The organism is Jutongia huaianensis (assembly GCF_014384985.1).
In the GTDB taxonomy this organism is placed as follows: domain Bacteria; phylum Bacillota; class Clostridia; order Lachnospirales; family Lachnospiraceae; genus Jutongia; species Jutongia huaianensis.
This window is the reverse complement of sequence record NZ_JACRSX010000006.1, coordinates 20,876-32,761: the sequence shown is the minus strand read 5'-3', so window position 1 is coordinate 32,761 and position 11,886 is coordinate 20,876. Positions and strand designations below refer to the sequence as shown.

The window sequence follows — 11,886 nt, the reverse complement described above, 5'->3', positions numbered from 1 at the left end:
AAGGAGGCTTTTTCATGAGTAAAATAAATTTACTGGATTGTACGCTTCGGGATGGCGGTTATGTCAATGACTGGCATTTCGGGCGCGAGGCAATTTTTAATATTGGCAAGAAGATCGTGCTGGCAGGCATCGAATATTTTGAGATCGGATTTGTCCGGGAATGTGATTATGATGAGGACTATTCCCTGTTTGATGGAAATGAAAGCGTGAGGAAGATGATCACTCCGAAAAATCCGGGGACTCATTATGTCGGCATGATTGATATGGGACGGCCGATTCCGTTGGAAAAGCTGGGAAAACGTACCGAGGATGGTTTTGATGTTTTCCGTGTCATCTTCAAAAAAAGCAAGATTCAGGAAGCCTACGATTATATTCAGAAACTCCAGAAGCTGGGCTATGAAGTTTTTGCACAGGCAGTAGGAACCGACAATTATTCGGACAGCGAATTTATTGATCTGATCAAGCAATTTAACGCGCTTCCCATCAGTGCCTTTTATATTGTGGACAGCTTTGGACTGATCAAGAAAAAAGACTTTGTCCGCCTGGCACAGATTGCCGATCACAACCTGCGGGAGGACATCATGCTGGGTTATCATTCCCACAACAATATGCAGCAGGCCATGGGCAATGCGTCAGCCTTTACGGAGATGCATCTGCACCGGGATATTATTCTGGATGCGTGTGTATTTGGTATGGGACGTGGAGCCGGAAACCTTAATCTGGAGCTTTTTGCAGAATATATGAATGAAAACTTTGACAAGCAGTACCGCATTGAGCCGATGCTGGAGATCATTGACGAATATCTGAACGATATTTACAGAGAGCATTTCTGGGGATATTCCCTGCCGTTATATCTCTCTGCCGCTAATGGATGCCATCCGAATTATGCCATTTATTTTGCTTCCAAGGGAACACTGACCGTAAAATCATACAATGAGATCTTAAAGTCGATTCCAAAGGAGGACAAGGCACTTTACAATAAGGACAAAGCAGAAAAGATCTATAAAGAATATCAGGAGAATTATGTGGACGACCGGGAATCCGTGGAGCAGCTGGAAAAAGAGCTGGCAGGCAGACAGATTTTGCTGATAGGACCGGGAAAGAGCCTGGAGGAGCAAAAGGATCTGGTGCAGGCATTTATTCAGAAGGAGAAGCCTGTGGTGATCGGACTCAACTTCATTCCGACGGAGGTTTCCTGTGACTATGTCTTTGTATGCCATATGAGACGCTACAAAAATGTAGTAAATCAGCCGGTGAAAAAGATCATTACATCCAATCTCCGGGAGGCGAAGGAATATGATCATATGCTGAATTTTGCCAGCTACTCATGCCAGGAGCCGGCGATTATGGAAAACTCCGGACTGATGTGTCTCCACTTCCTGATGCATATGGGAATCGCGAAGGTATCCATCGCAGGCTTAGACGGTTACGATATTACCAATCGCGGCAATTATGTCAACAGTGGCCTGGAATATGACTTTACGGCAGAGCAGCTGCAGGAGCGTAATGAGCTGATTGCCAAAGAAATTTCTGCTCTGCAGGAAAAAATGGAAATAGATTTCCTGACAGACAGTATTTACAAACGATAATATGAGGGAGAAAACATGGCAGAAGAAAAGAAACAAACGAAAAAGGAATTGCTGATCCAATTCATCAAATTTGGCATCGTGGGTGTCACCAATACGCTGGTTTCTTATGTGATCAATGTTGCCGTGCTGTTTGTACTGGGACGGGCACAGATCTTTCAGAGATGGGACTACGTTATCGCCAATACGGTAGCGTTTATCTTAAGTGTTCTGTGGTCCTTTTATTGGAATAACAAGCTGGTTTTTGATATGGAAGGTACCGGTTGGAAGGAATTGCTTGGAGCCCTGTTTAAAATGTATCTTTCATATGCATTTACCGGAATTATACTAAGTAATGTGTTGTCCTATTTATGGATCGATGTACTGCACATTTCCAAATATATTGCACCCCTGATCAATTCTGCCATCGGTGTACCGATTAACTTTATCCTCAATAAGTTTTGGGCATTTCAGGGAAAATAAGGTTGTTTGACAATATTTTTCGGAAATGTTAGAATAATTATTGCCGCTTCGGAGTAGAAGCGGCAGATAATTTCATAGCTGCGGATGTGATGGAATTGGCAGACATGCAAGATTTAGGTTCTTGTGCCGCGAGGCGTGCAGGTTCAAGTCCTGTCATCCGCATCAAAACCCCGGAACGAAGGTTCCGGGGTTTTTTGCGGATGGAGACCTTGAATCCTGGGATTCAAGGTCTCCGCTGCCGCTCCGGTCGGTGCCGGGCAGACGTCCACCGGACGTCTGGCACCCTGTCATCCGCATAATAAGCTTCAAACCCTTTATTTATAAGGGTTTGGAGCTTTTTTTGATTTTGGATTTGTCTTCGAAACAGAGTGGAAAATAATGATTTGACATCAGTAGCAATGGAAGGACGAGGAGAGAGGATGTATAGGCACTATTTAAGCTGACCAATGGAGGTTATGGCAAAGAAAACAGCGATCAAGAAAGTGTTGAAGCTTGCACCATTGAAAACAGCGTGTCTGCGGGCAATCGCCAGTGACGAAACCATTAAGTCAGAACTGGCAGAAGATATGACCGAGATGAAGGGGGACATGTTGAGGAGGAGGGCAGTGTTGCGTAGAAAAGAATGTGGAGAAAAGCAAAAAGGGTTTCTGTGGAAAATGCAGAGAGGAGAAATTAAATGATTCAGATAGATGATAAAATGGTTATTGTAGGTGTAGATCTGGGTTTTCAATTTGTGAAAACAAGGAACTATGTGTTCGAGAATGGATGCAAGTCGAACAAAAAGACATTTTTGAACTTCTGCATCGAAGACGTAAGAAATCCTCCACGATCTTTTGTTCTCAGTATGGTTTTGAAGAATGGTACGACCAGCTTGGTGGAGATGCCAGTCCTCTGGCAGATGCGATCATTGACCGTATTGCTCATGACAGCTACCGTGTCAACATCACAAGTATTGATGTAGAGCATGACATCTCAATGCGGGAAGTCTATGGACTGGACAAAGCGTTACGCGAGTAAACTCGCATAATAATTGGTTTCCGGAAGTCCGGACAGGCGGTTTCCCGCCTGCCGGATTTGCGGTGTTACCGCACCGTAATATTCAGCTTAGGCGTTAAATTGACTTCATCGCGCTAAACCGGCTTGAACGGAAATACTTTAAGAACATCTTCTCCAAGTGCTCTCAGGGCAGCATCATACGGTGTTTGCCTATCCGGGCTGTCTTCAAAATAAGGATTGGACGCTTGCAAAAAGTTATAAAAAGTTATAAAATACAATAAAAGTTATAAAAGGTTATAAAATAAATAGAAAGTTATAAAAGAATATATTTGCAATAATCTCATACATTTTAAAAAGCAGAGAAAGGAGACTTAGTCGTGAATAATAATCCATTTACTCTGACCTTTGGAAAGAAACCATTGCAATATGTGTCCAGAATTGTGCAGACAGATCAGATCGTGGAAGATTATGTGGCAGATCCCGTAACCAATCAGATATATATGGTTACAGGAGTCCGGGGGTCGGGAAAGACGGTGATGATGACCAACATTGCGGGGATTCTTTCCGAACGAAATGACTGGATTGTTGTCGAATTAAATGCGACCCGAGATTTGCTGCAAAGTCTTGCGTCTAGGCTATATGCTGTTCCGAAGCTGCATGAATGCTTTTTGAAAGCCAGACTGGATTTTTCTGCATTCGGTCTTGGGGTTACAATTGAAAATGCTGCGCCGGTGACGGATGTAGAAGATATGGTAGCGAAAATGCTGGATCAGATACGGAAGCAGGGAATGAGGCTGTTGATCACAATTGATGAGGTGGTATACTCAGAACAGATGAAAGTATTTGTGAGCGCTTTTCAGATTTTCATGCGGCAGGACTATCCAATCTTTTTGTTAATGACAGGACTGTATGAAAATATATATGAATTGCAGAATGATAAGTCGTTGACCTTTCTGTATCGGGCACCCAAAATTATTCTGGAGCCGTTAAGTCTGACTGCAGTGTGTCAGCATTATATGGATATATTCCGGTTAGACAAAGAAAGTGCAAGGAAAATGGCGGCACTCACGAGAGGATATCCGTTTGCATTTCAGGTGCTTGGATATCTTTACTGGGAACATCGGGATACCAAGACCGTGCAGGAGATATTGCCGGAATATGACCAATATCTTGAGGAATATGTATATAGTAAAATATGGTCGGAAATGTCGGAAAAAGACAAAGAAATCATGCAGAAACTGGCGGAAAGTGGGGAAATCAAGGTAAAAGACCTCAGAGAACAGCTGGAGATGAGCTCGGAGCAGTTTTCCGTGTACAGAGAGCGGCTGAAACGAAAAGGCGTGATCGACACGAGAAAGTATGGAAAAATTTCTATGGCGTTGCCAAGGTTTGAAGATTTTATCAAAATGAGAATGTTTTAATAGAAGCTGCTAAAAACAGCACAGACCTTATCGGTCTGTGCTGTTTCTTAACTTCTGCGTTATTCCCATCCCATCAGTTTTTTTGCTGCGGCAATTACAAGCTGAGCAGTTTTTTCATGGGTGGCTTCGGTCGGATGCCAGAAGGTTCCGATACCGTCGTTTTCCTCATCCTGCAAGGGAAGCTGCAGATATTTGATGGAAACATCCTCATTTGCCTTGGAAAACTCCTTTACGGCATGCTGAACAGTGGAGCAGAGTGTCTGATCCATAGTACCCAGCATACACAGGATCTTTGCCTGGGGGTGCTTCGCATGAATATTGCGAAGGAAACCCTGATATACCAGACTGAATGCTTTCTTGCGCTCCGGATAGTTTTTGGTATAGCTGGCATCATTGGTGCCAAGATATACGGTGATCAGATCCGGTTCAAATCGGGTGTGATCCCATTTTTCCCACATAGACGGTGGTTCGTGGAAGAACTGCTGGCAGCAGCCGGCATCGGTGTACTCATACAGCATCGGTACCAGCCAGGAGTCGTCAGCCTGATCGCCCTCTCCGATATATGCGGAAATAACGCCCTTGCCGTTCCAGGCAACGATTTCGAAATCTGCATCCAGAGCACGGGCGGTTTTGACGGAGTAGGATTTGGTAGGATTTTCTACGGCAGTATCATGCAGTAGATCTGACGCACTTCCCTCAACGCCGTAACCACAGGTGATAGAATCACCGATGATCTGGATCTTACGGTTTTTGGGAGCGGGAGGTGCCAGTAATGTGTCGGTGTCGATGATCAGCTCCTCGATACCGCAGATGGCGTATTCCGGCTCACTGTACTTCATGATCGTAATGGTAACGGTTTCCGGTGTTTTTGCTTCGTAAAGGTCAATCGTCTGTCTTAATTCTTTGAGCTCGATTCGTTTGGACGGCTCCGGATTGTCATTTACAAAAATGCCGACCCGGGCGTGCTGTTCCTCCGGCCAGTCTGCGGGATCAGAGATCATCACTGCCTGTGCTTTGCAGCCGGTAAAACAAAAGGATATAGAAGTGGCAGAATATCCCAGGTAACGTACGTTGTCTCGATAAATTGTTCTGCCGCTGACTTTTACGTGATCTTCGGTTGGCAAAAAATTCATTTTGTCCTCCATTCTAAAGTAATCTTCAAAATTATAGTGGTTAATGTGATACTCAGATATCTGAACTGTAGTAAATATGCAGACTCTGAAAGGTGAAAGAAAAGAATACATAACCACTTATTTCCATTTTAACACCAAGCAAAAAGTATGACAAGCAGATTGACACATATTCCGTCAAATGATATCATAAAAGATACCAAATTAAGAAAAAGAGAGGTTTTTTACAATGGCATTACTGCAGGACTGGAGAGAGTACGCATATGGCGTAGATATTAATTCAAAGGCAGGCCAGGCAATCTGGGCAAAGTATTTTAATGAAGAGAAGGCTGTATATGAGCAGCTTTTGGCCAATCCGGGCGAGGTTGTTTCCGGCACTGTGAAGGAGCTTGCTGAGAAATATAACATGGAATTGAAGTACATGGTTGGTTTTCTGGATGGAATCAATGAGAGTCTGAAGACACCAAATCCGATCGAGGATATGGATGAGAATACACAGGTAAGCCTGGATATTGATCTGGAGCAGCTTTATTACCATATGGTTGAGGCAAAGGCCGACTGGCTGTATGAGCTTCCGGCATGGGACGAGCTTCTGACACCGGAGCGCAGAAAAGAGCTTTATATGGAGCAGAAGAAATCCGGCACCATCGTAAAGGAAAAGAAGGTTGGCAGAAACGATCCTTGTCCATGTGGCAGTGGTAAGAAGTATAAGTTCTGTTGTGGCAGAAAATAATAACCGGTACTTTCTGAGCTGTGTTTTGTTTTGCACTAAAAAAGCCATCCATGAATGGATGGCTTTTGAATTATCAGTTACAGTAACTGCATCTGGACATCTTTTGTTAACACATCGGTGTAGCTGTAAGAAACTGTCTGGGTTGTTGCATCCAGATCATTCACAATCTCTACCAGAAAGATACTTGGATACGTTTTGCTGATGGTTCCTTCGGTGATGTCAATCTTATGTCTGCCGCGGTTTGCGCGGATTTTAACTTTACTGCCAATGTTCATACCTACAGAACGTCTCACCTTATTGATATCGGATTGACTCATAGTTCGCCTCCTTTGATTACGGGATTGTCATGAATCAAAAACAGGGGGGATGATTCGATAACAATCGTTAGCACTACACATAAATATTACCATAAAAATGGGAAAAAGTCAATATTAGGCACTATATGTAGATACACAAAATGTCGAATATAACAAAATATAGGGAGTAATAAAATGCAACACATTATGATAGACCTGGAAATGAATAAAATAGAAAAGCAATGGCGTGGAAAGAATAAATTATCCAGTGAATTGATCGAGATTGGTGCCGTTCGGATGGATGACAGCTTTGCGGTGGTGGATACATACCAAAGCTATGTGAAGCCGGAGTTTGGTCCGATGGACGCCGTGATCATTGATCTGACAGGAATTACCGATGACAAGGTAAAGGATGCGCCGGAGTTTTTTGAGGCAATGGATGATTTTGCGGCGTGGATAGGTCCGGAGGAGACGCAGTTTTATTCCTGGAGTATGTCCGATATCCGGCAGTTTCAGCATGAAGCCCTGTTTAAAAGTTATCCGGGGGAGATCATACAGAGGATGGAAAGCCATTGGACGGACTTTCAGGAGGAGTTTCGCCGCCTGCTGGGACTTCATCACAGGATCAAGCTGTCCTATGCGGTGTCTGCCGCAGACTACGAGTTTCAGGGGGCACAGCATACAGCTTTGGCGGATGCGGTTAATACAGCAGAGATCCTGAGATTATCCAAGGATCCGGAGCGTTTCCGGACGGTTATGAAGCCGGTGTTAGATCTGGTCAGCCAGGAGCGGCAGGAGCAGACGCTGATGGATATGTGTCCTGACTTTTTTGCCGCATTTATGGATGTGGCAGATAAAGACAAGGATGGGAAAGAACCGGCCAAGTGATGGCAAATGTTTATTTCACAACAGTTAATTTCAATTTTGCTTTATGTCCGTTATAAGTTTTTACACTGATCGTGGAACTTCCGCGGCGGCGTGCTGTAACTTTGCCGGTCAGGGAAACCTTTGCAACTCCCGGATGGGAAGAATGAAATCTAAGCTTATGGCTGGCAGAACCGGAGGAAAGCTTTACCTTTAAGGTAAAATGCTTTCCTTTTTTTATGGTCTTTTTCTTTGTGGAAGGCTTAAATTTTACCTTGGACGGTGCTTTTTTGATATTGAAACGATATAAAACGGTTTCCATTTCGTCGGACACAAGGATGGATGTTTTTCCGCGTTTCAGTGCAGAAACCTTGCCGGTGCCGCTGACAGATGCAAGCGCAGGGTCGTTGCTGGTATAGCCGGTATAATGATCCGGCAGACGGTAGGTTTCGCCCTTTCCCAGAGTAATGGTTTTTTTGACGGAAGGGAGAGCATCGGCTGTCTCTGTGGTATTGTCTGCAAAAGCCTTGACGCAGACGTTATTATAGCCCAGTGCGGAGGTGTCCATCCAGTGGATGGTACTGTTGGCTGCGGTCGTTTTTTTCTTGGTATATATATAGCTTTGTCCGGTCTCAGAGCTATATGAAATATTTAACGAAGAATCTGTAGTGTCCTTGCCCTCCATGGGGGCATAAACAGTATCGGAACCGTCCTGGATATAAGTCACAACGACAGAAAACTGTTCGCCGGCCTCCAGATTGACAGGAGCTGCCAGAGAAACCGTATGGTATCCGTTCCGGGTGGCGGTTCCGGTTGTGGTACATGCGTCGATCAGTACCCCATCTGTAGGTCCCGACTTTACGCCGCGGTACACCTGGATGCGGTATGACTGATCGTTAGTCATTGTATAAAAAGAAACGGCACGCAGCTTCTGGTTGGAATCTGCATTCGCCTGAAATACATTGGCGACCTTGAGACTGGCGTCGTCGGAGTATGTGACAGTTCCCCAGCCAAAGCCGTCGTACTGGTAAATATTGTTATAATTGGCCGGAGATTCCATCAGGAAACTGGAACAGTCACAGATGGACGGGTCATAGTAGGAGAGCCAGAAATAGCCGTTGTCTCCACTGGAAGTACCGTAGCTGTTGGCAATGAGCCAGGCACCGTTTCCGGATGGCGTCCGGGAAAAATTCGATGCGGAGAAATTGTCATCCCATCCTATGATCGTAACACTATGATTTGCATTTTTGACTGCTTTCGAACCGGTATAATAATTCTGGTAATAGGCATAGCCGTTTGCAGACTGGTGAAGGAAGGAACGGTCATAAAATAAGGAAACGGACATAGCACCGTAATCCAGGATCGCCTGCTTCATCTCAGGGATCATGGAAGGATTGTCGTAATAGTAATTTCGGCCGATCAGGTACTCGTCAAAATTGTAAACGTTTTGCAGATGAGCGTAGGAGTCATACCGCAGTTTTCCGTTCTGTACCATATTGTAAGCCATGGCTGTTTCGTTCTCGATGGTATCGCCGGTAAACGGAGCTGCACTTTCCAGCTCTGCGCCGGACCATTTTGCCAGAGTAAAATTGGCCAGAAGAGCAGAGCCACCATTGTCATAAGGAATCGTACCGGAGACACTTCCGTAGGCAAATGGGTTAGGAAGGAAGGAAGCATCCGAAGTATTTGCTGCGGAGGAAATCCCGTCCCGGCAGGTGGGGTCAGAGATGTCGGTGGAAGGATGATAAGAAAACCATGCCAGGTGGTTTTCGGAAAAGTCAGCTGTCTCAGGCGAAAAGAGTCCATTCTTGATGCAGTTGGATTCAATCGTTTTGATCACAGAGAATGCCCAGCAGATATTGGTCACCCCCTGATCCTTTATGGAGGTGGTCAGATTATAGTCACGCAGATCATAACGGGCGGGCAGATCGGCAGCTTTTTTGAGACTGCGCCCTGTGTCATCTGCACCGGAATCTGTATAAGTCTGTCCGGAAGCATCCTCCATTGAAGAATGGATCATATTGTGGTCATCGGAGCGATCCGTCCGGGTGATGATCCGGTCAAGTCCATCAGTAGAGGTCTCACTGGCCATCACCGCTGCCGGAGGGCAGAGTGTGACACAGAGGGAAAGCCCCAGAATACAGGATATTATGCGTGTTTTTTGTTTGATTGTTTTATTTATTTTAACCATAGAAAAATCCTTCCTTATATGATACCCCTATTTTATCATTAAAGGTTCCGATTGGATAGAGGAGCAAATCTTAATATTTTGTGAAGAATGCAGAAAGAATTGTAACCAAAATAATTATGTGCTATGATGTGTTTATTTAGCGAACACTACATAGAATGAAATGTAGTTTATTGAGAAAGGATCAGGAGGAAAAGGTTATGAATTTGTTTAAGGATATACTGCGAGGTGTTGTAATCGGCATTGCCAATGCGATACCGGGCGTCAGCGGTGGCACAATGATGGTGTCTATGGGAATCTATGATAAGCTGATCTACAGTGTGACACATCTGTTCCAACAGCCGGTCAAAAGCATTAAGACACTGCTTCCGTATTTTGTGGGGATGGCAATTGGTATTGTTGGTCTGGCGTTTGCGATTGTAGCGATGTTTGAGCATATTCCGTTTCAGACCTGTATGTTATTTATTGGTCTGATCCTGGGAGGAGTGCCGATACTGACAGGACATTTAAAGGGAACGAAGCTTGGAGTGTCTCATGGACTGGTATTTCTTGTCCTTTTCGGTTCTATTATTTTATTGCAGATCTTCGGCGGTCATGGGGCAGACGTAGCTCTGACACTGACGCCGGTGTCTTTGATTAAGCTTGTGGTTGTCGGAGTGATCGCAGCAGCAACAATGGTCATTCCGGGTGTCAGCGGGTCTATGATGCTGATGACGATGGGATACTATTATCCGGTGATCGGTAGTGTCAAAAATCTGATCACAGCACTGGTGGCATTTGATATTCCACAGGTGATTCACATTTGTCTTGTGCTGATTCCGTTTGGTATCGGGGTGATTGTTGGTATCTTTGCGGTGGCAAAGCTGATCGAAATGCTGATGGAGAAGTATGAAGCATTGACATACAGCGGTATTATGGGGCTTGTGGTGGCTTCGCCGGTTGTCATTCTTATGAGTGTATCTCTGGCAGGTATGACAGTGCTCGATGGAGTGACCGGAGTGATCACGTTTATCATTGGCATTGTGATCGCACTTTGCCTTGGAAAAGAGTAAAAGAGGAGGTTGATCTGTATGGAGGACCGGAAGGATTTGCATCGACGGATCCTTGTTAATCTTGGTGTTGCACTGGCAGGTGTTCTGTTTTTGATCTTTGTGGTGCCGCAGCTTGTGCGTTTTCTGATGCCGTTGATCGTGGCATGGATCGTTGCGATGATCGCCAATCCGATCATCCGCTTTCTGGAGAAACGGATCAAGATCATGCGAAAGCATGGCTCAGCACTTGTGATCATCCTGGTGCTGGCGGCATTGATCGCGGCATTTTATGGACTCGCGGTGCTGGTGGCATCGCAGTTTAGTTCCTGGGTGACAGAGCTTCCGGAGGTGTATGATTCCGTCACACAGAATCTGCAGCATTTATTCCGGTTGCTCCATCAGAAGTACAATATTATTCCGGCAGATGTGAAACTGGCGTTTGATCAACGGGAGAACATGCTGGATAGCTATATCCAGAAGGCGATCGACGGACTGCTTAAAATGGTGAAATCCGGTTCTTTGTCAAAGGTAAGCTCACTGGCGAGTTCCCTGATGGATTTTCTTGTATATGCGATTCTGACAATTCTGGCTTCCTATTTTATGACAGTGGAGAAGGATCACTTCACGAAGCTTCTGCAGGAAAAGACACCGGCCGGAGTGCAGCGTATCTGGGATAAGATCAAGAAAATCTTTATCCGCGCCATTGGAGGTTATTTTAAAGCGCATTTCCAGATTATGATCGTGATTTTCTTTATCACAGTGATTCCGTTTGCTTTTATGGGAATCAGCTATAGTGGTCTGCTGGCAGTAGTGATCGCTATTGTAGATTTTCTGCCGTTCTTTGGAGCCGGGACTGTTCTGGTTCCGTGGGCAGTTTACCGTCTGGTGACAGGCTCTTATACTTATGCGGCCATATTGTTTGTGATCTATGTGGTGGTATTGATCGTGCGTCAGGCGCTGGAACCGAAGCTGATTGGTGACAACATCGGGACGAGCCCGTTTGAAACCCTGGTATTTATGCTGGTTGGTTATCGTCTGGCAGGGATGCTGGGATTGATCGTAGGTATTCCGGTAGGGATGATCCTGATGGAGTGCTACCGGGAGGGAATGTTTGATGATTATATCCGCGGGATTAAGATTTTAGCCCGTGATATCAATGAATACCGAAAATACTAATTA

11 protein-coding genes, 1 tRNA gene and 1 pseudogene are annotated in these 11,886 nt (G+C 45.0%); 10 read left to right on the top strand and 3 right to left on the bottom strand.

The genetic code is table 11. From position 1 onward, the window contains the following. Positions 1 to 14 precede the first annotated feature (14 nt). The 6 genes and pseudogenes from H8704_RS06380 (at position 15) to H8704_RS06355 (ending at position 4,465) form a co-directional block, all read left to right on the top strand. Positions 15 to 1,589: a 3-hydroxy-3-methylglutaryl-CoA lyase gene (locus H8704_RS06380; RefSeq protein ID WP_249297732.1), complete on the top strand. Its 1,575-nt coding sequence runs from the start codon at positions 15 to 17 to the stop codon at positions 1,587 to 1,589. 15 nt (positions 1,590 to 1,604) lie between these two features. After that, positions 1,605 to 2,048 carry a GtrA family protein gene (locus tag H8704_RS06375; RefSeq protein ID WP_118677457.1) on the top strand — a complete coding sequence of 148 codons (444 nt, stop codon included), beginning with the start codon at positions 1,605 to 1,607 and terminating at the stop codon, positions 2,046 to 2,048. A gap of 80 nt (positions 2,049 to 2,128) precedes the next feature. Further along, a tRNA-Leu gene (locus H8704_RS06370) sits at positions 2,129 to 2,210 on the top strand. A 293-nt stretch (positions 2,211 to 2,503) separates the two neighbouring features. After that, positions 2,504 to 2,728: a hypothetical protein gene (locus H8704_RS06365; RefSeq protein WP_147354523.1), complete on the top strand. Its 225-nt coding sequence runs from the start codon at positions 2,504 to 2,506 to the stop codon at positions 2,726 to 2,728. Positions 2,729 to 2,795: 67 nt separating this feature from the next. Further along, positions 2,796 to 3,065 (top strand): annotated as a pseudogene (locus H8704_RS06360) (ATP-binding protein); the annotation flags it as partial. A 356-nt stretch (positions 3,066 to 3,421) separates the two neighbouring features. Further along, on the top strand, positions 3,422 to 4,465 hold the full coding sequence (locus tag H8704_RS06355; RefSeq protein ID WP_249297731.1) for an ATP-binding protein: 1,044 nt from the start codon (positions 3,422 to 3,424) through the stop codon (positions 4,463 to 4,465). Positions 4,466 to 4,524: 59 nt separating this feature from the next. Here the strand turns inward: H8704_RS06355 and H8704_RS06350 are convergent, their stop codons facing one another. Further along, complete coding sequence (locus tag H8704_RS06350; RefSeq protein WP_022465631.1) at positions 4,525 to 5,598, bottom strand: SGNH/GDSL hydrolase family protein; 1,074 nt, start codon at positions 5,596 to 5,598, stop codon at positions 4,525 to 4,527. 226 nt (positions 5,599 to 5,824) lie between these two features. Here H8704_RS06350 and H8704_RS06345 point away from each other — a divergent pair, with 226 nt between their 5' ends. After that, positions 5,825 to 6,328 carry an SEC-C metal-binding domain-containing protein gene (locus H8704_RS06345; protein ID WP_118689303.1) on the top strand — a complete coding sequence of 168 codons (504 nt, stop codon included), beginning with the start codon at positions 5,825 to 5,827 and terminating at the stop codon, positions 6,326 to 6,328. 77 nt (positions 6,329 to 6,405) lie between these two features. Here H8704_RS06345 and H8704_RS06340 read toward each other — a convergent pair whose 3' ends face one another. Beyond that, a complete protein-coding gene (locus tag H8704_RS06340) occupies positions 6,406 to 6,645 on the bottom strand; it encodes a Veg family protein (protein WP_022465629.1) in 240 nt (79 codons plus the stop codon). 174 nt (positions 6,646 to 6,819) lie between these two features. Between H8704_RS06340 and H8704_RS06335 the strand changes: the two genes are divergently transcribed. Continuing rightward, positions 6,820 to 7,512 carry a 3'-5' exonuclease gene (locus tag H8704_RS06335; protein WP_022465628.1) on the top strand — a complete coding sequence of 231 codons (693 nt, stop codon included), beginning with the start codon at positions 6,820 to 6,822 and terminating at the stop codon, positions 7,510 to 7,512. A gap of 10 nt (positions 7,513 to 7,522) precedes the next feature. Here H8704_RS06335 and H8704_RS06330 read toward each other — a convergent pair whose 3' ends face one another. Further along, positions 7,523 to 9,679, bottom strand: a complete 2,157-nt coding sequence (locus H8704_RS06330) for a C1 family peptidase (protein WP_249297730.1) — start codon at positions 9,677 to 9,679, stop codon at positions 7,523 to 7,525. A 197-nt stretch (positions 9,680 to 9,876) separates the two neighbouring features. Between H8704_RS06330 and H8704_RS06325 the strand changes: the two genes are divergently transcribed. Together H8704_RS06325 and ytvI are read left to right on the top strand one after the other, a co-directional pair. Next, entirely contained in the window at positions 9,877 to 10,728 is an 852-nt protein-coding gene (locus H8704_RS06325) for a DUF368 domain-containing protein (RefSeq protein WP_118677469.1), read from the top strand. Between the two features lie 18 nt (positions 10,729 to 10,746). Further along, a complete protein-coding gene (gene ytvI, locus H8704_RS06320) occupies positions 10,747 to 11,883 on the top strand; it encodes a sporulation integral membrane protein YtvI (protein WP_249297728.1) in 1,137 nt (378 codons plus the stop codon). Positions 11,884 to 11,886: the final 3 nt, after the last annotated feature.